This window comes from Paraburkholderia sp. FW306-2-2C-D06C (assembly GCF_058781505.1).
Genome location: NZ_JBYSWU010000082.1, coordinates 1 through 20,359, shown reverse-complemented (window position 1 = coordinate 20,359; position 20,359 = coordinate 1). Strand labels below are relative to the sequence as shown.

The 20,359-nt window shown below is 60.5% G+C and carries 18 protein-coding genes and 2 pseudogenes; 10 read left to right on the top strand and 10 right to left on the bottom strand.

Annotated elements, in window-relative coordinates; genetic code table 11:
• Positions 1-446: 446 nt before the first annotated feature.
• Together AC3WLT_RS35330 and AC3WLT_RS35325 are read left to right on the top strand one after the other, a co-directional pair.
• Complete coding sequence (locus AC3WLT_RS35330; protein WP_492596224.1) at positions 447-1,964, top strand: M81 family metallopeptidase; 1,518 nt, start codon at positions 447-449, stop codon at positions 1,962-1,964.
• Positions 1,961-2,827, top strand: a complete 867-nt coding sequence (locus AC3WLT_RS35325) for a class II aldolase/adducin family protein (RefSeq protein WP_492596223.1) — start codon at positions 1,961-1,963, stop codon at positions 2,825-2,827. The genes AC3WLT_RS35330 and AC3WLT_RS35325 overlap by 4 nt, the downstream gene beginning before the upstream one ends.
• Before the next feature lie 310 nt (positions 2,828-3,137).
• Here the strand turns inward: AC3WLT_RS35325 and AC3WLT_RS35320 are convergent.
• Positions 3,138-3,413, bottom strand: a pseudogene (locus AC3WLT_RS35320) (transposase); the annotation flags it as partial.
• Between the two features lie 665 nt (positions 3,414-4,078).
• Between AC3WLT_RS35320 and AC3WLT_RS35315 the strand changes: the two are divergent.
• Both AC3WLT_RS35315 and AC3WLT_RS35310 read left to right on the top strand, forming a co-directional pair.
• Positions 4,079-4,603: a helix-turn-helix domain-containing protein gene (locus AC3WLT_RS35315; protein ID WP_492596222.1), complete on the top strand. Its 525-nt coding sequence runs from the start codon at positions 4,079-4,081 to the stop codon at positions 4,601-4,603.
• 3 nt (positions 4,604-4,606) lie between these two features.
• Positions 4,607-5,041 carry an AbiU2 domain-containing protein gene (locus AC3WLT_RS35310; protein WP_492596221.1) on the top strand — a complete coding sequence of 145 codons (435 nt, stop codon included), beginning with the start codon at positions 4,607-4,609 and terminating at the stop codon, positions 5,039-5,041.
• Between the two features lie 428 nt (positions 5,042-5,469).
• Here AC3WLT_RS35310 and AC3WLT_RS35305 read toward each other — a convergent pair whose 3' ends face one another.
• From AC3WLT_RS35305 to AC3WLT_RS35290, 4 genes are all read right to left on the bottom strand, one after another.
• Entirely contained in the window at positions 5,470-6,396 is a 927-nt protein-coding gene (locus AC3WLT_RS35305; RefSeq protein WP_492596220.1) for an NADP-dependent oxidoreductase, read from the bottom strand.
• A gap of 85 nt (positions 6,397-6,481) precedes the next feature.
• A complete protein-coding gene (locus tag AC3WLT_RS35300; RefSeq protein WP_492596219.1) occupies positions 6,482-6,907 on the bottom strand; it encodes a nuclear transport factor 2 family protein in 426 nt (141 codons plus the stop codon).
• Positions 6,908-6,953: 46 nt separating this feature from the next.
• Complete coding sequence (locus AC3WLT_RS35295; protein ID WP_492596218.1) at positions 6,954-7,487, bottom strand: DoxX family protein; 534 nt, start codon at positions 7,485-7,487, stop codon at positions 6,954-6,956.
• 10 nt (positions 7,488-7,497) lie between these two features.
• The gene (locus AC3WLT_RS35290; protein WP_492596217.1) at positions 7,498-8,370 is read right to left on the bottom strand and encodes a pirin family protein; all 873 of its coding nucleotides are present in this window, start codon (positions 8,368-8,370) and stop codon (positions 7,498-7,500) included.
• Between the two features lie 100 nt (positions 8,371-8,470).
• On the opposite strand from AC3WLT_RS35290, the gene AC3WLT_RS35285 reads away from it, so the two are divergent.
• The 5 genes from AC3WLT_RS35285 (at position 8,471) to AC3WLT_RS35265 (ending at position 13,873) form a co-directional block, all read left to right on the top strand.
• The gene (locus AC3WLT_RS35285; RefSeq protein WP_492596216.1) at positions 8,471-9,379 is read left to right on the top strand and encodes a LysR family transcriptional regulator; all 909 of its coding nucleotides are present in this window, start codon (positions 8,471-8,473) and stop codon (positions 9,377-9,379) included.
• A gap of 521 nt (positions 9,380-9,900) precedes the next feature.
• Positions 9,901-10,674 (top strand): ABC transporter ATP-binding protein, encoded by a 774-nt coding sequence (locus tag AC3WLT_RS35280; protein ID WP_492596215.1) that lies wholly within the window; start codon positions 9,901-9,903, stop codon positions 10,672-10,674.
• Positions 10,674-11,519: an ABC transporter permease gene (locus AC3WLT_RS35275; protein ID WP_492596225.1), complete on the top strand. Its 846-nt coding sequence runs from the start codon at positions 10,674-10,676 to the stop codon at positions 11,517-11,519. Before AC3WLT_RS35280 ends, AC3WLT_RS35275 begins: the two co-directional genes overlap by 1 nt.
• Before the next feature lie 35 nt (positions 11,520-11,554).
• Positions 11,555-12,535 (top strand): ABC transporter substrate-binding protein, encoded by a 981-nt coding sequence (locus tag AC3WLT_RS35270; protein ID WP_492596214.1) that lies wholly within the window; start codon positions 11,555-11,557, stop codon positions 12,533-12,535.
• 18 nt (positions 12,536-12,553) lie between these two features.
• Positions 12,554-13,873 (top strand): amidase, encoded by a 1,320-nt coding sequence (locus AC3WLT_RS35265; RefSeq protein WP_492596213.1) that lies wholly within the window; start codon positions 12,554-12,556, stop codon positions 13,871-13,873.
• A gap of 118 nt (positions 13,874-13,991) precedes the next feature.
• Here the strand turns inward: AC3WLT_RS35265 and AC3WLT_RS35260 are convergent.
• From AC3WLT_RS35260 to AC3WLT_RS35245, 4 genes and pseudogenes are all read right to left on the bottom strand, one after another.
• A pseudogene (locus AC3WLT_RS35260) lies at positions 13,992-14,081 on the bottom strand (porin); the annotation flags it as partial.
• Positions 14,082-14,160: 79 nt separating this feature from the next.
• Positions 14,161-14,838, bottom strand: coding sequence for a GntR family transcriptional regulator (locus tag AC3WLT_RS35255; RefSeq protein ID WP_492596212.1), 678 nt, complete (start codon positions 14,836-14,838; stop codon positions 14,161-14,163).
• 45 nt (positions 14,839-14,883) lie between these two features.
• Entirely contained in the window at positions 14,884-16,563 is a 1,680-nt protein-coding gene (gene ilvD / locus AC3WLT_RS35250; RefSeq protein WP_492596211.1) for a dihydroxy-acid dehydratase, read from the bottom strand.
• Positions 16,564-16,573: 10 nt separating this feature from the next.
• On the bottom strand, positions 16,574-17,920 hold the full coding sequence (locus AC3WLT_RS35245) for an FAD-dependent oxidoreductase (RefSeq protein WP_492596210.1): 1,347 nt from the start codon (positions 17,918-17,920) through the stop codon (positions 16,574-16,576).
• Positions 17,921-18,043: 123 nt separating this feature from the next.
• Between AC3WLT_RS35245 and AC3WLT_RS35240 the strand changes: the two genes are divergently transcribed.
• Positions 18,044-19,381, top strand: a complete 1,338-nt coding sequence (locus tag AC3WLT_RS35240; protein ID WP_492596209.1) for an MFS transporter — start codon at positions 18,044-18,046, stop codon at positions 19,379-19,381.
• An 83-nt stretch (positions 19,382-19,464) separates the two neighbouring features.
• Here AC3WLT_RS35240 and AC3WLT_RS35235 read toward each other — a convergent pair.
• Positions 19,465-20,359, bottom strand: an 895-nt coding sequence (locus AC3WLT_RS35235) for an MlrC C-terminal domain-containing protein (RefSeq protein ID WP_492596208.1), incomplete at its 5' end; no start/stop codon positions are given.

The window sequence follows — 20,359 nt, the reverse complement described above, 5'->3', positions numbered from 1 at the left end:
GCTGGAAAACTCGACTTCTCACGCTTTAATGAGCATGCCCGATGAGCCCCGTTACCCACTCCGTTTTCAAAAGAGCCGAAAATTTGCTGGTGTGCTACGCCATCTGAAGTTTCGCGAAGCTGATGTTAGTCCGGTCTAGAACAGCGAGTGCGTAGCAGGCAATCATCAGCGGAAGGATCCGCAGGTCTATCTTCCTATAAACGGCAGAAAGTGGATCGTGAATCTTCATTAGCGCGCTCCGGCGTTGCTTGGGTACCGAATCGTGATCAGCCAATAAATACCTCGCGACAGCAACCTTGGCGAGAAGCGCTGCCTACAAAGCAGCGCCCCCGTCTCTCAATTCCCCTGGTGCTGCTTTGTGGGCAGCACCGCTGCCCGCTGTTGCTATTGGACCGTCGGGGCGCACCTGCGACTACGAGCAGATTGACAATTCCAGGGGCTAGCAATTGAAAAAAATAGCCGTAGGTGGATTTCTGCACGAAACAAACTGCTTCGTTTCTGGCAGCACCGACTATGCGTATTTTGCCGAACGGGCCGCACATCCGCCCATTACTCGCGGAGCTGAAATTCCGACTGAGTTCCAGGGGCGCAGTTTCGCCATATCCGGTTTCTTGAACGGACTGGGCGACGATTACCACGTCGTTCCGCTGCTGCATGCTGACGGGAATGCTGGCGCGCTGATACGAGATGAAGCGTTCGAGCGTATTGCCTGCGAATTGATCGGCAGGCTCTCCGAGGCGCTCCCTATTGACGCCTTGTATCTCGACCTACATGGTGCCGCCGTCACGGAAACCTTCGAAGATGCAGAGGGCGAACTGCTGCGGCGCGCTCGCGCGGCGGTTGGCGAAAGCGTGCCGATTGTCATCAGCCTCGATTATCACGCGAACATCACGCGCCAAATGGCGGCATGCGCCGATAGCATACTGATCTACCAGACTTACCCGCATGTAGATCGTTTTGCGACGGGACAGCGTGCGGCTAAAAGTCTCGCAATGCTGCTAGAGCGTGGTCGCCCGAATGGTCGCGCCATACAGCACATGCCGTTTCTTTTGCCGATCAATGATCAATGCACGTTGATCGAACCGTCCGCATCGATCGTTGGACATTCGGTATGTGCGCAGGGCGACGTCTTTAGCTTGTCGTATGCCGCCGGATTCCCCGCGTCGGATCTGGCAGAATGCGGCCCGGTCATCGTTGGATATGCCGCTACGCAAGCAGAGGCCGATCAACGCGTGCGAGCACTCGCCGACTTTGTCCGTCGATGCGAACCGCAGTTCCCTGTACCGATATGGAGTGTCGACGAAGCTGTCAGCCATGCCATAGCCCGCGCATCGGACGCCGTCAAACCGATCATCCTGGCTGACACTCAAGACAATCCGGGAGCAGGCGGCTCCGGTGATACCACGGGCGTTCTGGAAGCGTTGGTCCGTCTGCGAGCAAGCGATGCGATCATTGGCTATCTTTGCGATCCGCTAGCTGCTGCGGCAGCGCATCGTGCAGGTGAAGGATCGCAAATTGATATCGCACTCGGAGGACGCGCCGGTGACGAAGGAGTGCATCCATACCGCGCGTCGTTTCAAGTCGTTCGTCTCGGCAGTGGGCGCTTTCGCACGACGGGGCCATTTTGTGGTGATCGCGAGGTTGACCTTGGCTCAATGGCTTTGTTAAGAATTGACGGCGTTAGCGTCGCAGTAACGAGCCGCCGCATGCAGGCGCACGACCAAGCGCCATTCAGACACCTCGGAGTCGAGCCATCCTCGCAGAAAATCCTCGTCTTAAAGAGCGCCGTACATTTCCGAGCGGATTTTCAGTCAATCAGCGAAGAGATCCTGGTCGTCGCGAGCCCTGGCGGCAACATGACCGATCCAGCCCGGTACCCGTTTAAGAAGCTACGCGACGGCGTGCGACTGCGCCCCCTCGGCCCTGTTTTCGTTTCTCCCGACAACTGGAGTACCTCAACGTGACACGTCAACCTACTGCCGTTTCGTCTTACGTTACTGAAGAAATCCCTGCGCAGTGGGAGCCGTCCATTTATGCAGCGGCGCAACGCTATCGGTTCCCTCCGCTTCCCAACGGTGAACTCCCGCCGCCGTTTGCATCCGTTGACGACGAACGAGTCTATCGACGGCAACGCCTCGCTATCGCATTGCGAATCTTTGGCTTATTCGGGTTCGACGTCGGTCTCGCTGGACACGTGACTGTGCGAGATCCTGCCGATCCAGAGCATTTCTGGGTCAATCCGCTTGGCGTGTCTTTTAGGCATATTCGCGTCTCCGATTTGCTGCTTATCAGCGCGTCGGGAGAGCGTCTTAGGGGGAAAGGGTACCTGAACGAGGCGGCGTTCGCCATACATGCGGCGCTGCATCGCGCACGGCCAGATGTCATGGCCGCCGCACACGCGCACGCGCCGTTTGGACGTACGTGGTCAACAATGGGCCGACTGCTGGATCCAATCACACAGGATTCAGCTGCCTTCTATCAGAAACATAGTCTTTATTCCACATTTGGGGGTGTTGTGCTTGACGACGACGAGGGTGACCGGATCGCCAGTGCGCTCGGCGATCACCGTGCCTTAATCCTCCAAAATCATGGCTTCTTGACCGTGGGCCAGACAATCGAATCTGCCACTTGCCGCTTCATTTCCATGGAACATGCTGCGCAGACCCAACTGTGGGCCGAAGCGGCTGGTGGCGCTAAATTGTTGCCTGAGGCGATCGCGTTACATACATCAAACCAGGTTGGTTCCGACTATGGCATGTGGCTCAGCTTCCACCCGCTAATGGACCGCGTGCTACACGAAGATCCGGACGTGCTTGATGTCACCTGAAAAAGGACGATCATCCTCTTGACGGCCAATGCAAGGGGAGACTTCTCTGCCTCGAAGATCGCCTGATAGCGATGGATCGTCTTACGGTCGATGCCCGTGAACCGCTGGATCTGGCGCTGGCTCTTGTTACGCTCAAGTAACGTGAGTACGGTGCTTTGCAGGTGCGGCTTCAAGACGTTCACTCCCTGAACTCCTTCTTGTTCGAAGGAGACGAAGATAGACGTCCTGCAACACCTCTCCCGGCAGCTTTAGTTGCTCAGCCGACGGGTCGTCAGGGGGACCAGGAGGAATTTGACCGACCGCCGGGGGGCGCTGGGCCATCGATTGCGACCACCGGTACGAAGGCCGACGCCCCGATAGCCGTGCCGTCTCTCACGGGGGTATTTGACCGTTCGTGCAGCCGAACCCATTTGCGTAACTGGTTGGCATTCACTCCAGCCTTCAGAGCCAGGCCAGACAGCGATGCGCCCGGTTGCAGGCAGGCCTCGATCAGCCGCCGCTTGTCCACCGGGTCGAAGCTGCGCTTGCCGCCGGCACCAACGCGTGTCACCCGCAAGGGCAAAAAGATCCGGTCATCCTGAGTCATGGATTGCGTCCGCAAGTTGTCGTTGCGGACGCAATCGTGGACCTTCTCAAACACGGAAGCTAGGTGGGCGGAAACGTCAAACGAAGTAATTTTGAAACACCCTCAAGGCGCGCGAACCTTGATATTCCGAGGCCGATCTCGGTCGATGCCCCACGCTTTACTTTGCGAGTTTGCGAACTAAACTTCAATCTTGTGTGGCAGAAAAAGTAAAGTTGCGACTTCGCGGACCGGAGGTAGATAACATGCCACAGCCACTTGATGCAGCAAGGGACTTCCCGTTTCGGACAATGACGGACCCCCAACACGACGCCGCAAAGCTGCCGTTCGACCAGGTTCAGCCGCAAGGCATAACGCGCCCGGCACACCTCAGCCATAGCGGCGTACAAAAAGTCCAGTGGCGTCCATGTCACGGCAGGATGAGCGTCAGACGACAACTACGCTGACACACGCCGCGACGGGCTAAGGTGCTCGCGTCCCATCCGTTGGGGTGCTCAATCCGGAAGGCATCCCCACAACCCGTGTCGCCCGGCCACGTGCCCTACCATGAATACCGCAACCGTTCGGCGGGTTCGCGAAGATGGTCTGGTTGGCGTTTCGGGACTGTCTCGCGATAGGCGTATTTAGACTATACGCTAGCGGCATGTCCCAACGCATCCCGCGGAAACATGCAGAAGATGATGGTCATCCCAGCGCAGTTCCGCGCCGGCCGGGCGCTGCTCGACTGGTCGCAGGATGAACTCGCTAAGGCGGCCGACGTGGCGCTGACGTCGCTCCGCGATCTCGAAAGCCAGAAGCGCGCTGCCGACAGCGGCACAGCCGCCGCGGTCCGCCGCGCCCTGGAGAACGCTGACATCGAATTCTTGCCCGGCACCGTGGACGGCGGCACGGGAGTGCCAATGATCGCGAACCGCCCGAACCTGGTCCGCCGAACGACGACGATAACCAAGTGGGACGGATTGCCGTTCACGATCGAATGGCAAGGCAAGGACGTGACGGTATTCCTCACCCGCGAGGCAATCAGAGATCTCGGCCGGCACACTGGCACCGAAGACGACGCCGTCTATCTGAAGACCTTCAATAAGTTTCGCGGCAGCATCCTCGACGCCGTGCGCGCTGCGCTCGCCGATTCCAAGAATTTCGATCGGCAGGGCCTTCGGGTGACCGGCGCCAACCTGCGCGGTTTGGCCTGACCCATGAGCGCGATTGAAGAACTGCTCAAGGAATACCTCGGCGAAGTTAACGTAGCGGCCTCCAGCTTCTACGCCTGGAAAAACATCAACAACCTGGCCACGGACGACCCAGCATTGTTTCAGGCGCTGCAGCGGAACGCGTTGTCATGGAACCTAATCGCGCATGCGCTGCAAATCACATTCTTTTCGGCCCTTGGGCGACTCTTTGATCGCGATAAGCGCTCGCTCACTGTCCGCACATTCATCAGCAACTGCGAGGCGGCAATCGGTCAATTCAGCAAGCCCGCGTTTGAAGCACGACGATTGGCCAGCAACCACTGCGGATTCAACCGGTCGATACACCGGCTGAGCGATTTCATCAATCCGTTGCATCGACCGGTTGAATCCGCAACCTACTCCGGACGCTCGACTAGATGCGAGCTCATCGGCAGCTTTTAGGTGTACGGTCATTCGGACCTAGCATCTCGTCGCCGTTTCTGAATGTCCGCAATCCAGGAAGCGGATTAGGCGCGCTAACTTGCGCCGGACTGGCGGCGAGCGACTACCGGCTCCCGAGCCGAAGCCGGAAATTTTCATTTCAGAACAACCCTGATTCCGGGTCAGCCTCAGCCGCGCTTTTTTCAGCGCGACAACTGACAATCCTCCCGGCATCGCCGTTGTCACGTCGAAAGCCTTCTACGTCGCGGAGCGCGCGTGGACATCCCTGCCCCGTTACGACACCCCTCGTCGTCGAACTGCGTTTTTTCAAACCCCCGTTTACCACGCGCAAGACAGGAAACGCCACTAAACAGACCCTTTTGCGCGTCGCAGATTGCCGCGGCGCATCGCAGCCTCCATGCTCGCGCGGCGCACAATTCGCGCCGACCTTAGCGCGTCGTATCGATCAGCACCTTGCCGCGCACGTGCCCGGTCATGCTTTTCATCATCGCCTCACCGGCATGTGAAAGCGGATACACTGAATCGGTTTCCAGACGTAGCGCTCCTGATTCATACAGCGCGGCAATTTCCGCCAGTTGGGCACCATCCGCGCGAGCGGCAAAGTTCTTGCCCGTCGCACCGACTTCCCGCGCGCGCTTCGCGTCAGGAGCACTGACCGTCGAGACAAGCACCCCTCCCCGTTTAAGCACGGCCCACGAGCGCACCTGGGTCTCACCACCGATCAGATCGAGCACGACATCGACATCCGATACGGCCCGTCCAAATTCTTCGTTGCGATAATCCAGCACCCTGGTCGCGCCGAGACTCTCGACGTAATCCACATTGCGTGCCGAAGACGTACCGATCACTTCTGCGCCCGCGATCCGCGCGAGTTGCACAGCAACGCTGCCGACGCCACCCGCTGCGCCATGAATCAGTACCCGTTGCCCTGCCTTGAGATTGGCGTGCTCATGAAACGCCTGCCACGCAGTCAGCGCAACGGCAGGCACGCCACCCGCTTCGAGCGCGCTCAGATTCCGCGGTCTGAGCGCGAAACGGTCCGCTGTTGCGACCACACGGGAGGCATATCCGCCGACGATGCCAATGAAGCCGAATACTTCGTCGCCCACAGCAAGGTTCGTGACATGCTTGCCTCGCGCGACAACGGTTCCGGATGCGTCCACACCTGGCGTGAACGGCAACGGCAGCGGAATAAATGCCTTCATCATGCCGTTGACGATTTTCCAGTCAACCGGATTGACTGACGTACCTGATACATCGACGAGAACCTCATCGTCGCCGGGATGCGGGTCAGCCACGTCGGCTAGCTGAAGCGTTTCAGGACTACCGTAAGCGGCAACACGGATTGCTTTCATCAAAATCTCCATGAGGTGTGAATCACGCCACGCTCAGGCATGCTGTGCCTGACACCACATGGCGCGGGAACTGTTCAGGCTGGAATCACAATCCGACGTGGATTTCGGCGATCGGCGCATCGAGTGCGATTGCCGCCTTGATCGGGTCGAAGTACTCGCGCAGATGCGCGATCTTTCCATCGCGAGCCTGCAGGAACACCACGTATTCCTGCTCATAGACACGACCGGTCGGCTTGATCGTGGCGCTCGCCTTCACCTGGGCGACCGCATCATCCGCGTTCGCGCCGGGCATGATCGAGAGATCGAAAAAACGGAAATTCGATACCGCGCCGATGAACCACGACACGTGGTTAATGACCTCAGCGCGTCCGATGAGGCTCGCCGGATGCCCGAGACCCGGCGCATACGGCAACTCCCACACGATATCGTCGGCGATCAGCGAGCGCCAGCGGACGTGATCGTCAACCAGTGAAGCAAAGTGCTGTTTCAACAGTTCGGACGCGGTGGACATGGCATTTCCCAGTCGTTGAAGAGATGAAGGAACAAAGGCGTTGAAACTACTGCGACACGGCCATGCGAGCGACAGACTTGCGGCTGCGGCCGTCAATGCTAAATGCGCCTGCGCCATACGCGACGACCTGAATCAGCCCACCGGCCATTGCCACATTCTTGAGAAAATGGAACATCTGGTTCTGGTCGCCGAGCGCGTGATGAAAGATCAGCGCGGAAACGATCGAGAACGCTGCGAGCGCGGCCGCCGTCAGCCGCGTCCGGTATCCGATCACGAGCAGCGTGCCGCCGGCGAGTTCAAGCGCGAGCGAAGCGAGGTACCCGAGAATCGGCGCCGGCAAGCCGACCGATGCGATATAGCCGATCGTTGCGCCAGGCGCCGCGAGCTTGCCGAATCCGCTAACCAGAAAGATCAGCGCGAGCAGCACGCGCCCGGTGAACGGCAGAAAGGAATCGAGACGATTCGAGGTCGAGATCATGAGAAAACTCCAGTAAGTGATGGAAGATTGATGAATCAAATAGAGCAACGGCAAAGCGCGTGATACGACAGCAAAAAACGGATCCTGCTGAGAGACGGACATCCCCATCCCGCTACCGGATGCGGCCTGCCGAGCGCAATTGCGCGCCAATGCGGGCGATCTCGGCCTCGCCTTTCTGAAGGGCTTCGTCCGACGTGTGCACCGAGTAGTAGCCAAGTGCGAGGTCATGCGGATGCGGAACCGCCGAACCAACGACAAAGTCGGTGTCACCTCGTGCAACGAAGTCGAGCGCGTGACCGCTGGCGTCGAACACAGCCAGCTCGTTAGTCAGCTCAGCGCCGGCCACCGCAAGCGTGCCTTCGTTGACATGCGTCCAGACGACGGCGTGTGTCGCAGGTGGTTGATAACGCCAGCGCTCTCCCGAACGCAGACGGACATGCAGAAGGTTCATCCCCGGTGGCGCAGGAACTGAACTGCGCGCGCCATTCCATTCGCCAATCACGAGCCGCGCGAGACCCTGCTTCGACACGGCCTCCGGCGGCAAATATTCGCTTTGCGGCGCGCCATTTTCGAGCGCACGCGGCAGCGCAACCCAGATCTGATATCCGCGAAAACGGTCGCGGCCTGCGGGGCTCGCGTCGTGCCAGATGCCGTTACCTGCTCTCATCCACTCGATGCCACCGGCGGCCAGCACACCCGATGCGCCCGTGGTGTCTTCATAGCGAAGCTCACCGGAAAGCAGCACAGTGATCGTGGCGATGCCCGAGTGCGGATGCATCGGGAACAATGCTGCGCCGTCCGGCGTGAAATCGAAGTAATCGATGAAGACGAACGGCTTGATCAGTTGACCAATATCGGACGGACTGACCACCCGCGTGACCGGGCCGTGCCGGCGGCCGCTGGTGCGCGCAATGAGGCCGCGCTGCCCATCGAAGGGCATGCCGGTGGCCGTTTCCGGACGTTCGCGGGTTGATTGCTGAGTCATGTGAATCTCCGTTGAGCGATGCGATGGACGAAGATTAGACGCACCCGTTATATCGTGGTAGCCTGTATTTTTCGATTTAATCCATCGCCGGAGTAGATAGATGCTTGATGGCGTATCCATGGATCAGTTGCGCACTTTCATCGCCGCCGCCGACGAAGGCAGCTTTTCCGCCGCCGGGCGCAAGCTGCGTCGCGCGCAGTCGGTGGTGAGCCAGACGCTCGCCAATCTCGAAGGCCAGATCGATGTGCAATTGTTCGACCGCACCGGCCGCTATCCGCAACTGACCGAGCAAGGCACAGCGCTGCTCGCGCAAGCGCGTCTGGTGGTCGACAGCATGGACGGCTTCAAGGCTAAGGCGCGCACGATCGCCGAAGGGCTCGAGCCGGAACTTTCGGTTGTGGTGGATGTGATGTACCCGATGGCGTCGCTAACTGCTGCGGTCGGCGCGTTTCGTGAAGTGTTTCCTCACACACCGTTGCGGCTTTACGTGGAAGCGCTCGGCGCCGTGTTGCAGCCGGTGCTGGATAAAGTCTGCCGGCTTGGCATCAGCGGTTCCATGCCCGCAATACCCGACGCGCTCGACGCGGAGAAGCTGCTCGATGTGCCGATGGTCACCGTGACCGCGCCCACCCACGCGCTTGCATCGCACCGCCGCGTGATCCGGCTACGGGAACTCAGCGAACACGTTCAACTGGTGCTGACTGACCGCACGTCGCTGACCGATGGCAAATCATTCGGCGTGTTCTCGCCGCTCGTCTGGCGGCTGGCGGATCTCGGGGCCAAGCACGCTTTCCTGCGTGCAGGCTTCGGGTGGGGGCACATGCCGGAGGCAATGGTGCAAGCCGATCTGGAATCCGGTGCGCTCGTGAAGCTGCGGATCGAAAATTTTCAGCCACGCACACCACCTATCGCGATGTATGCAGTCTATCGAAAGGATGCGCCGGCGGGACCGGCCGCACGGTGGTTCGTGCAACAGCTCCGGCTGAACGAAGCGGATCGCCCTGCGTGAGCGATGCGCAGCCGCACCGGCCAACAGTACGCCAGCGCGGCAAGCGGCAAGCGTCATCCGCGACAAGTTGCCGCCATCACGGCCTGCGCAAGCCTGTACATTCAGGTGGAATCCATCGCCCGATCAAATAGATTGATAAGGCGCTTCTGGCCACTCGTGCAACGTAATCCCCTCGCGTTGCCTGTATGGCGTGCCACCTCGCGTCGTCAATGTCGGATTCTCACCATCCCAAGCTAGCACCCACGTCAGGCTTTGGATCAGCGCACAAGAAAACTTCCCCCGGAATTTATGTTGACAGACTATTTTTTCGTGACGATAGTGACGACCTGTTTCTGACATATCACCTGTTTTTCAGTAGTTGACAACTCTGTCGCACGGCGCAGGATCCGACAACCCTGCCCGGAAACTTAGCCAAAGGCATTGTGTTGTAGTTTTTTTACATTTGATTAGTTATACAAATTATGTACACCCTGTACGGAACTGTTTCAAATCCGGGCGGGCCTGCACTTACAGGATCTTGCATGTCGGTACAACTCTCTCTACGCAACATTCGAAAATCGTTCTCCAACAAGCTTGGTTCTGTTGAAGTGCTCGGCGGTCTTTCTTTCGACATCAATGAGCGTGACTTCATCAGCATTATTGGACCCTCAGGCTGCGGGAAGACGACCGTATTCAATGTCATCGCCGGCTTGCTGCAACCTGATTCTGGTGAAATTACCTACCGCGGTCAGCGGGTCGATGGGCTTCGGGGAAAGGTTGGGTACATGATGCAGCGCGACCTGTTGCTGCCATGGCGCACCGTGCTGCAGAACGTGCTGATCGGCCCGGAGCTTTCGAACATGCCGCCTGCGCAAGCGCACGACATGGCGATGGAATATCTCAACACATATGGCCTTGCCGGCTTCGAGAACGCGTACCCGCGAATGCTATCGGGCGGCATGCGGCAGCGGGTAGCCCTTATCCGAACCCTTATCAACGACCCCGACATCATCCTGCTCGACGAACCCTTCTCCGCGCTGGACTACCAGACGCGGCTGTATCTCGAGGGGGTGCTGATGGAGGCAGTCGATACGTTCAACAAGACCGTCGTCCTCGTGACGCACGATATCGACGAAGCGGTTGCGTTGTCCAAGCGTGTTGTTGTATTGGGCGGCCGCCCTTCCCAGGTGAAAACGGTCTATGACATCGATATCGCGGCCCGTTCGCCCATCGGGGCACGCAGCGATCCCAATTTCTCGGGTTACTTCCACGCGCTGTGCGGCGAACTCGATATCCAGACGGAGGTCAAGTCGTGATGCCATCCATTTCGTATCATTCCACGCGAGATGTTTCGAAGATCCGGTCGTACAAACTGATGCTCGATAGCGGCTGGGGACGCACGCTGCTGCAACTTGCGTCCGTGATTGTTTTCTTCGCGATTTGGGAAGCGGCGTCGCGGCTTGGCTGGGTGTCGAGCTTTCTGGTCGGATCGCCTGCGAAGATCCTGGATGCGCTTGCGCGGGCCTGCACATCCGGTCAACTTTTCGTCGATACCGGGTACACGCTGTTCGAGGCGATCCTAGGATTCGTGTTCGGCACCGCGGTCGGGTCGGTCTGCGGTCTCGCGCTTTGGTATTCCCCTTTCGTCGCTCGCCTGACCGAGCCGTTTATCGTGGCGATTAACAGCGTCCCCAAAATCGCCTTCGCGCCGATTGTGATTCTGTGGTTCGGCACAGGACTCGTATCGAAGGTCGCGCTGGCTATCTCGCTCACGGCGATCGTCGCGCTGATCGCCGCGTATGAGGCGGCGAAAGACGCCGATCCGGACCTGCAGGCCCTGCTCGTGACGCTCGGCGCAAACAAAAACGATGTGTTCGCCAAGGTCGTCGTGCCATTCACCCTGCCCTATGTCATTTCGACGTTTCGCATCAATGTCGGATTCGGGCTGGTGGGCGCCGTAGTCGGCGAATTCATCTCATCGGAAAAGGGCCTGGGTCACATGATATTCACTGCCTCCAGCCTCTACGACCTGAACACCGTGTGGGCCGGCCTGTTCGTCCTGATGGCAATCGGCTTCGTTCTGTACTTCCTGATCGACCTCGTCGAGCGAAAACTCCTGCCGTGGCGGCAGGCATCGAATACTTCGACGCTCAAGGTCTAGCCGCTCCTTCCCTATTCACTCACCGGAACAAATCGATGAACGCAACCAGAATGCTCGCCGCGCTGAGCACCGCTTTCACTTTCGGCCTGGCAACCATGTCAACGTCGGCGCCGGCCCTTGCAAGCGACGCGAAGGTGACGGTGTCACAAGCCTTTCAGTCGATGCTCTACCTGCCCCTCTATGTCGCCATCGACGGCGGTTTCTTCAAGGAAGAAGGTCTCGAAGTATCGAAGCTGACGACGGGCAGTCCGAGCGCCGCGCTGTCAGCGGTGCTGTCGGGCAGTGCCCAGTTTTCCCTGCATGGCCCGGAATGGACCGCGGTGGCGGCCGAAAAAGGCGCTGACGTCGACATCATCGCGAATGTGGTGAACGGCTCTGCCGTATGGATCGCCACGGCGCCGGACGTAAAGTTCACGAACATCACGGACGTGAAGAATCAGGTCGTCGTGACCGGACAGATGCCCACCACCAGCACCTCGCTGTTCTTCAAGCTATTGAAGGAAAATGGCATTTCCCAGAACGACATCAAGCTTATCCAGGTGCCCGTCGGCTCTGAAATCGGCCCTCTGGTCGCCGGGCAGTCCAAGATCGCGGTGATGTACGAACCGGGCCTCGATCAGGCCGTCGCGAAGGGGATGAAGGTCGTCCTCGGGTTCCCGCAGCTTTACGGCGAATATGCCTTTTCCACCATTTCGGCCAAGCGGAATGTCGACCCAGATCAGGCAGCGCGACTCGTGAAGGGTCTTCAGAAGGCGCTCGTCTACATGCAAACGAATCCCGCCGGTACCCTCGGCATTGCGCGACGGGAGTTCCCTACGCTCGACGCATCTGTTGTCGACGCGGCGGTCAAGCGCATGCTGGCCGAACACGTGTACCCGAAGAGCGTCGACATCACGCCGAAGGCGCTCGCGGCTGCCATGGATACGCAGATTGCGTTGGGCAATCTCAAGACGCAACCGAAGTACGACGCGTTTGTGGTGCGCACTTTTATCCAGCCTGCACTCGCAGCGAAATAATATCGAAGCGTGGGTGATATGAATTCAGTCCTCCAGATTCGCGAAACCATTCGCTCAGGAGAGCGCACCGTCGAGCAATGCATCACGGACGCGTTCAACACCGCCGTCGAATCGCAAGCCCGCTTACGTGCATTCTGCTATTTGCCGGCCATGACGCCCGTCAACCTCGCTGGGCCGATTGCACCACTGGCTGGCGTGGCGGTCGCCGTGAAGGACATTATCGACACCGCCGACATGCCGACGGAGTTCAACTCCCCGGCGTACAAGGGCCGCCGGCCGGAAAGGGATGCGTGGGTCGTCGCCCGTCTGCGCGCAGCAGGCGCATCCATTATCGGTAAGACGGTAACGACCGAGTTTGCATGGCGCCGCACCGGCCCGACCATGAATCCCTGGAATGCGGAACACACGCCTGGAGGATCCTCGAGCGGATCGGCTGCCGCGGTCGGCGCTGGCGTCATTCCTCTTGCACTGGGCACACAGACGCAGGGGTCGGTGATTCGACCCGCCGCATACTGCGGCGCTGTCGGGTTTAAAGCGACTTACGGCGCGATTGCGCGGACTGGCGTATTACAGCTCGCGGGTTCACTGGATCACCTCGGCATGTTCACCCGCAGCGTTGCAGACGCAGCCCATGTCTTCAACGTTCTGAGAGGCGCCGACGATGCGGATCCGCATGACGCATACGTTTGCCCGTCGGTGAGAATGTCCCGTGGTCGCCGCATCGGCGTACTGTCAAAACAGGTCGGCGGAGCGATTGATCCCGCGCAGCAAGCGGCGCTCGATTCGCTGGCCGCCCGTCTGTCCCTTGACGGCGCACAGATCGTGGAGGTTCGCCTTGCCGACGAACTCTTCAATGCGGCAGATCATGCCCTGACACTGATGGCCGTGGAATCAGCGATTGTTCACGGCGATCTCGTCGATCGCGCGCCGGACCTCGTGAGCCCTGAGATGCAAGCACTCGTGGCGACCGGCCGCAAGATACCCGCTCAGGAATACGCGAAGGCCAAGGTATTGCAGACTTCCATGGCGCACCGCTTTCAGACATGGCTCAAACAAACGGAATCGCTCGACGCATTGCTCGTGGCACCGGCGAGCGGCGAGGCGCCCCGCGGTCTTGAACATACGGGCGACGCTTCGTTTTGTGCCGCCTGGACGTTTCTGGGCATGCCGGCCGTTACCGTACCGGTGAGTTTTGGACCGGCCGGTCTGCCGCTCGGAGCGCAACTCGTCGGTGCAGCCCACGAAGACGAGGGATTGCTAGCGCTAGCGGGATGGGCGGAACGCCGGACAGGTTGGTCCGAAGCGGTACGGCTGCGTAGCGATGCGGTAACCGGATGAAAGGGTAGTCCAAACGCCAGTTGAAGTCGTTCGGACACCCGCCCGTTGAAAGCCTGCGAGAGGCCTCGCCCCTACGAGGTCCTGCGCGGGCCGTAGCTCATTCGATCACGCGTCTGGCTCAGAACTTTGATCGAATACCGACTCCGAATGTATCGCCCGTCGAAATGTGCGTGTATTTGTCGTTGAGATACGCAGCATAAACGTCGGATTAGACTGCGCAGCGTCGTCACGGCACGCGGCAAATCGTGACGGCAACCTGCCTGCACGATCAGCCGCCGCGGGCCGTGTCAGGATTCCAGGGTCGCGCGGGTGAAGGTTTCGACGTTATCGATCAGCCGGTCGAGCGCGTCGCGTGCGGCGTCACGATCGCCTGTCGAAATCGCCGACGCGATGCTCGCATGCAGGCGCGCCGCCTCCGGAAGATTGGCGAACTTCTCGTAATGCGCGTACCAGAAGCGACGCGATAACCCTTGCATCAACTTCATGGCTGACGTCGCATATTCATTGTTCGCGGCCTCCAGCAGCAGGCGATTGAAAGTCCGGTCGAGCGACAGAAACTGATCGCCGTTGTTGTCGCGTCCGGCGGCTTCCATCTGCTCGGCCAGCGCCGCAAATTGGGCGCGCTGGACCGCGTCGGCGTTTTTTGCCGCAGCGCCGGCCAGAAGACGTTCGACTTCACGCCGCACTTCCAGCAGCCGCAACTGCTTGCGAACATCGATTTCCGCAACGATGATGCCGAGCTTCGGCATGATGACGACGAGCCCTTCGCGCGCAAGCTGCTGCAGGGCCTCGCGCACCGGCGTGCGACCGAGGCCCAGGAGTTTTGACAAGCCGTTCTCCGACACGATCTGCCCGGGCTTTAACTGCATCGTGGCAATGCCTTCCTCGATGCGGACGTAGGCCTGGTCGGCGAGGCTCTGCTCATCCACATCATCGGGCGAAGGTAACGGAACAGGACCGTTCATTGTCAAATCTCTCTTTCCTTTCGTTGACCCGGCTCGCGCCAGGCTTTACCCGCGCTCGCCGAGAACCGCTCCTTTCGAGAGCGGCTGCACCAGTTGCCGATACATCGCCAGCCAGCCCTTTTCCGACGTCGGCGCCAACGGCGGCAACGCCTCGAGCCGTGCCTGCAATTCCTCCGGCGACAGTTCCAGTGAAATCGTCTTGTGATTCAGATCGATCGCGATCGTATCGCCGTCCCGCACCACTGCAAGCGGACCGCCTTCGGCTGCTTCCGGCATGACCTGCCCGATCGTGATTCCGCTGTTCAGCCCAGACAGTTCGCCGTCGGTCACCACCGCAACCGTTTCGCCCAGACCGGCACCGACGAGCGCTGCCATGAAGCTCGCCGCGAACACGGTGCCGGGGCCGCCTTTCGGTCCCAGCATGCGCAGCACGACCACTGAACCGGCTGCGATTTTACTCCTTTCGATCGCACCGATTGCGTCGTTCTCGTCCTCGAACACGGCCGCCGGGCCGATGAAGCGGCGCACACTCGCGGGCACGGCGGAAAGCTTGACGACCGCGCCATCCGGCGCGAGATTGCCGCGCACGATAATGAGCCCGGGTTCCGCACGGAACGGCCGCGACAGCGGGGCGATGACGGTCTCGTCGGGTGCGGGACGCTCCGCCAGATTGGCTGCAAGCGTGCGGCCGCTGACCGTCAGCACGCTGGTATCGAGCACGCTCTGCAACTGCTGCATCGCGCCGGCGCATCCGCCTGCCGCCGCGAAATCTTCAATCCGGTCCGGACCGTTGGGACGCACTTTGGTGATCTGTCCGACGAGCGATGCAGCTTCCTCGAACTCCTTGATGATGTCGACGTCGCATTCGGATTCGATGGCCGTTGCCAGCAGATGCCGCATGACATTGACCGACGCACCGATCGCCACCGCCGTACGCACGGCGTTGCGGAACGCAGCCGCGGTCATGATCTGGCGCGGCCGTAGATCCTGCGCGACAAGATTCATGATCGCCTCGCCGGCACGCGCGGCATAGGCATTCAGTTCGTCGCTGCCCGCGCGGATCGGCGCGTTGCCTGGCAACGCCATGCCGAGCGCTTCGGCCATGCAGTGCATCGAATTCGCGGTCGCGAGTCCGGCGCACACGCCTGGCCCCTTGATCGCGTGACAGGTCATCTCGGTGAGGTTTTCGAGCGTGATCTTCTTTGCCTTGAACGCACCGACTGATTTGTAGACCTCTTCGATATCGACATGATGGTCGCCGCATTGCGAGCCGAGCTGGAAACCGCAGGTCAGGATCAGACTGGGTACGTTCAGCCGGCCCGCGGCCATCAATTGCGCCGGCGTGGTTTTGTCGCATGACGCGAGCAGAACCATCGCATCGAGTTCAGCGCCTTCGACCTGAACCTCGACATCGTTGACGAGCAGATCGCGCGTCGGCATCAGATAGCGGCCCTGCTTGCCCGCACTCGTCACGAAGTCGGACGGCGCCACCGTGCGGATTTCCAGCGGCACGCCGCCTGCCGCACGAATCGCATCCTGCACGACCTGCGAAACGCCATCCAGATGCTGATAACACACTGACAGTTTGCTCGACGAGTTGACGACGGCGATCTTCGGTTTATCGAAGTCTTCTTCCGACAAACCCATAGCGAGCCATTGCGCGCGCCGCACCGCCCAACGCGTGGTGCCCGGAGTGAAATTGCTGCGAAGCTTGCGATCTTCCATCTTGTGTCCTTCAGTTGAGTTGTGCGCCGTCGCGGTTGAGCAACAGGCGGACGTCTTCGCCCGCGATGCGCCGCACGTCGAGATGTTCGTTGACCGCGAGTGCCGCGGCATGGCCGATTGCGTGTCCGTATGAGAAGCATTGCGCCGTCACGCGCGCTGAAGCCACCGCTTCGTGTTCGGCCGACAGGCAGCGTCCCGCGACCAGCAGGTTGTCGCCGTTCTCCGGCACGAAACAGCCGAACGGCACTTCGTAGTAATCGTTCAGCAGCCATTCGACCCGCGGGCGGCTACCCGAATGCAGCTCGATCGGCCATGGGGAGCGCGCAATGCCATCGGCAAATTTGGCGCCCGCCAGAATGTCGGCATTGCGCAGCGTCGTCGCGCCGGCCACCTGGCGCGTTTGACGTACGCCCACCTGGACGCCGGTGTCGTTGACCCAGCTTGCATCGCAGCCGGTCAGGAAATCGCGAAAGAAGCGCGCGTATTCGCGGACCTGCGCCCGCCCTTCGAATTCGGCATCGGTGAAGTCGCGATGCAGAACCGGATTGAGTTCCCTGCCGTCCGCCCCGGTCACACGCGTGCAGTTGCACAGCAACTCGCCCGGGCGCGTAGTCGGGAACATCCAGATCTTGCCGCGCGGCAAGCGGTATCCGTTGCCGTTGGCCTCGGTAATCTTCGCGCTGACATCGGTCGGCATGATCGTGTCTTGCCCGTAGGCCGCCAGAAAGCGCGCAACGTCGACGCCGCCGAGCCGGAAGATCATCGTCGGATTCTGCACGTGGCCGTCGTCGCCGATGGTGGTCCGCCAGCCCGCCATGGCGACGAGATCGGCGTCACCGCTTGCATCGATAGTGACTGGGGCGAACACGCGCACCTTGCCCTGCTTCGTATAGAGCTGCGCGCCTCTAACCGCTGTCCCCTCAAGCAGAACGTCAGTGACGGTCGCGTGGTAAATCACCGTGACGCCCGCTTCACGCAACAGTGCATCGCCAACTTCGCGCCACACCAGCGGGTCATGCACGAGAGTCCAGGTTTTGCCGTACTTGACTGGCGCGCCGAGACCGTTTTTTGCCCGCATCATGCGGATGAATTCGTCGACGAAACCATGCACCACCTGCACCGGCCGACCGTTTCCTTCAGTCGCTTCGTACAGGCCGCACACGGTGCCGGACAGACCCGCGACGGCGCCGCCGCCGCAAAAGCCGTAGCGCTCGGCAAGCACGACGCGGCATCCCTGACGCGCCGCCGTGACCGCGGCAGCCAGTCCGGCCGCGCCGCCGCCTGCGACGAACACGTCTGCTTCGATTGTCTCCACCGGCCGGGCGTCGACCGCCCCTGCCTCCTTGTTGTGATCCACGAGCCCTCCAGATGGCCTTGCAGTGTGGTTGACACTGTACATATTCAAACGGTATCCTGTCAACATTCAACTAATATACAAGCAAGATATCATTTTTATTCATACAGTTGGAGGAGACAAGGAATGAGGAAGGGAATCCCCTATCGCTGGGTTATCGCGATCGTGCTGTTCGCCGCGTACAGCATCCAGTACCTGGATCGGGTCAAAAGCAGCGTGCTCAATCCAGCCATCGCACACGACATAGGACTGAGCACCGCCGACATCGGCACCGGCGCCTTCCTAATGCTGCTGTTCTATGGGCCGTCGCAATACATTTCAGGTCTGTTGACCGATCGCTTCGGCGCTAAACGGGTGTTGATCTTCTCGGTTGTGGCCTGGTCCGTGATGACCATGTATATGGGCCTCATCCAGACGCGCGAGGAATATCTCTGGCGGATGGCGTTGTTCGGCGTACTGGTCGGCACCGAATATGTCCCGTCGGCACGCATACTGATGCGCTGGTTCAACAAAGAAGGACGGGCACGTGCGCAGACGGTGCTGGCTTGGGCGTGGATTCTCACGCCGGCCTGGGCAAGCGTGCTGGCGACACAGTTCGCCGCGCACGCGCATAGCTGGCGCGTGGTGTTCTTCGTCACCGGCGCGCTCGGTGTAATTCCGTTGGCGATGATCCTGCTGATGGTGTTCGATCGCCCGGAGCAGTACCGGCACGTCACCGAAGACGATCTGGAATACGCGTACCGTGATGAAATCGCCGCCGGCACGCTGACGAAGGGCCAGTACGACACCGCACAGCAGACCATCCTCAAAGGCAGTGCGATCAGCTTTTTCGATCTGTTCAGGAATCGCACCTATGTCGCAGTGGTGTTCGTCGACATCGTCATGCAGATCACGTTATACGGCGCCCTCACGTGGATTCCGCTCTATCTTTCGGATACCTTCGGATTCAAGCTGCAGACAATGGGATGGTGGAGCGGGCTTTACTTCGTCGCGGGCGCGCTCGGCAGCTTCATTTCGTCGTATATGTCCGATAAGGTGTTCCGCGGCAACCGCAAGATCATGATCCTCGTCTGCTTCATCGGGCTTGCGCCGTTCGTGGTCCTGCTCGGCTCGCTCCAGCACGCCAACCAGATGCTGCTCGCCGTCGCGCTGTGCGGCATGGGCTTCTTCGGCAACATGGCGTGGGGGCCGTTCCTCGCTTTGCCCGCCGAGATTTTTTCGCCGGAGGTGTACGGCAAGGCGATGGGATTCGTGAACGGCGCCGGGTATTTCGTTGCGGCATTTTCGGCCAAGATCTTCGCCGCGCTGGTGACGGTCGACGCACTCGGCAGGAAAGACTACACGAACGGGTGGTACTTCATCGCGATCTGCGTGGCTGCGGGCGTCATCGCGGCCAGCCGGATCAGGACAGAGCCGCGTGCAGTGAGCCGGCGCAGCGCGCAATCCGCGACACTGGGATCATAAGCGGGAGAAGTCGGGATCACGCGATTGACGGACGGGCGCGGCGGCCCGTCCGTTACTGAAGCGGCATGTCCCGCAGCAAAAGCCTACTGCCGGGCAGTGCGCGACAGCGGCACAGCAGAGGCATCGAACGTCTCACCCAGCGGGCGAACCCGCATACCGGGCGCGAGATGCCGCCATGGCAGGTCACCCGGATCGGCCAGCATCGCGCCGGGGGCTTTGGCGACGAGCGTCGCGCTCGCAATCGGATCGAAGTCGGCATGGAAGTGCACCGAGCTTTTGTTGACCAGGATGCGCATCTTCTCCGGATCAATGCCGGCTACCCGGTACAGATTGCGATCCATCATCTGCGGCGGCCGCTCGCTGCTCACCACCACGCGCACGTCGTCAATCCTGAGCAAGGCGGTCGGGCCCAGCGTGACCACCATGCCGTTGAGCATCGGTCCGTCGAACACACAGTGCCCTTCGGATAAACGTTCCACTTCGAAGGTGCCGAAAAAACGCGCGCCGCCGGGCGCGCCCGATTCGCCACCGAGTTCGATGTCGATGCGAGCGCCGACACCTGCGCGATGCGCGGCGCTCGCCGCCTCCGGATCGTGCACCACGCCAAAGGCGGCGCGCTGTGCGCGTTGCGCCAGCAGTGCACGCAACATGCCGGTGGTGTTCGATTCGCCGCCAGCGCCAGGATTGTCCTGCGTATCGGCGATCACTACCGGCCTGTTCGCGCCCTCCGACAGCCGCATCGCTTCGGCGACCGCCTCCTCGGGCGCGAGAAAACGCACGGCCCAGTCAGCTTCCGAGTGCATCAGCGAGTCATAAAAGCCGTTGACCACACGTTCGACCGCCTCGGCGTCGGCGCCGTAGCCCCACACTACAGGCCCGCATTCGTCAAAGTCCGCCGCAGGGAAACCCGGCGTAAACGACATCGATGCGAGTCCGCCCCGCTCCGCTGCTTCTAGCCGCTCATAAGCGGGCTGGGCG

What these genes read in the sequence shown, in the direction of transcription:
- AC3WLT_RS35270 (WP_492596214.1), top strand. Translation starts at nt 11,555, where the DNA reads ATGAACGCAACCAGAATGCTCGCCGCGCTGAGCACCGCTTTCACTTTC.
- AC3WLT_RS35300 (WP_492596219.1), bottom strand. Translation starts at nt 6,907, where the DNA reads ATGTCCACCGCGTCCGAACTGTTGAAACAGCACTTTGCTTCACTGGTT.
- AC3WLT_RS35315 (WP_492596222.1), top strand. Translation starts at nt 4,079, where the DNA reads ATGCAGAAGATGATGGTCATCCCAGCGCAGTTCCGCGCCGGCCGGGCG.
- AC3WLT_RS35295 (WP_492596218.1), bottom strand. Translation starts at nt 7,487, where the DNA reads ATGTCCGTCTCTCAGCAGGATCCGTTTTTTGCTGTCGTATCACGCGCT.
- AC3WLT_RS35290 (WP_492596217.1), bottom strand. Translation starts at nt 8,370, where the DNA reads ATGACTCAGCAATCAACCCGCGAACGTCCGGAAACGGCCACCGGCATG.
- AC3WLT_RS35275 (WP_492596225.1), top strand. Translation starts at nt 10,674, where the DNA reads ATGCCATCCATTTCGTATCATTCCACGCGAGATGTTTCGAAGATCCGG.
- AC3WLT_RS35310 (WP_492596221.1), top strand. Translation starts at nt 4,607, where the DNA reads ATGAGCGCGATTGAAGAACTGCTCAAGGAATACCTCGGCGAAGTTAAC.
- AC3WLT_RS35280 (WP_492596215.1), top strand. Translation starts at nt 9,901, where the DNA reads ATGTCGGTACAACTCTCTCTACGCAACATTCGAAAATCGTTCTCCAAC.
- AC3WLT_RS35255 (WP_492596212.1), bottom strand. Translation starts at nt 14,838, where the DNA reads ATGAACGGTCCTGTTCCGTTACCTTCGCCCGATGATGTGGATGAGCAG.
- ilvD (WP_492596211.1), bottom strand. Translation starts at nt 16,563, where the DNA reads ATGGAAGATCGCAAGCTTCGCAGCAATTTCACTCCGGGCACCACGCGT.
- AC3WLT_RS35240 (WP_492596209.1), top strand. Translation starts at nt 18,044, where the DNA reads ATGAGGAAGGGAATCCCCTATCGCTGGGTTATCGCGATCGTGCTGTTC.
- AC3WLT_RS35305 (WP_492596220.1), bottom strand. Translation starts at nt 6,396, where the DNA reads ATGAAAGCAATCCGTGTTGCCGCTTACGGTAGTCCTGAAACGCTTCAG.
- AC3WLT_RS35265 (WP_492596213.1), top strand. Translation starts at nt 12,554, where the DNA reads ATGAATTCAGTCCTCCAGATTCGCGAAACCATTCGCTCAGGAGAGCGC.
- AC3WLT_RS35285 (WP_492596216.1), top strand. Translation starts at nt 8,471, where the DNA reads ATGCTTGATGGCGTATCCATGGATCAGTTGCGCACTTTCATCGCCGCC.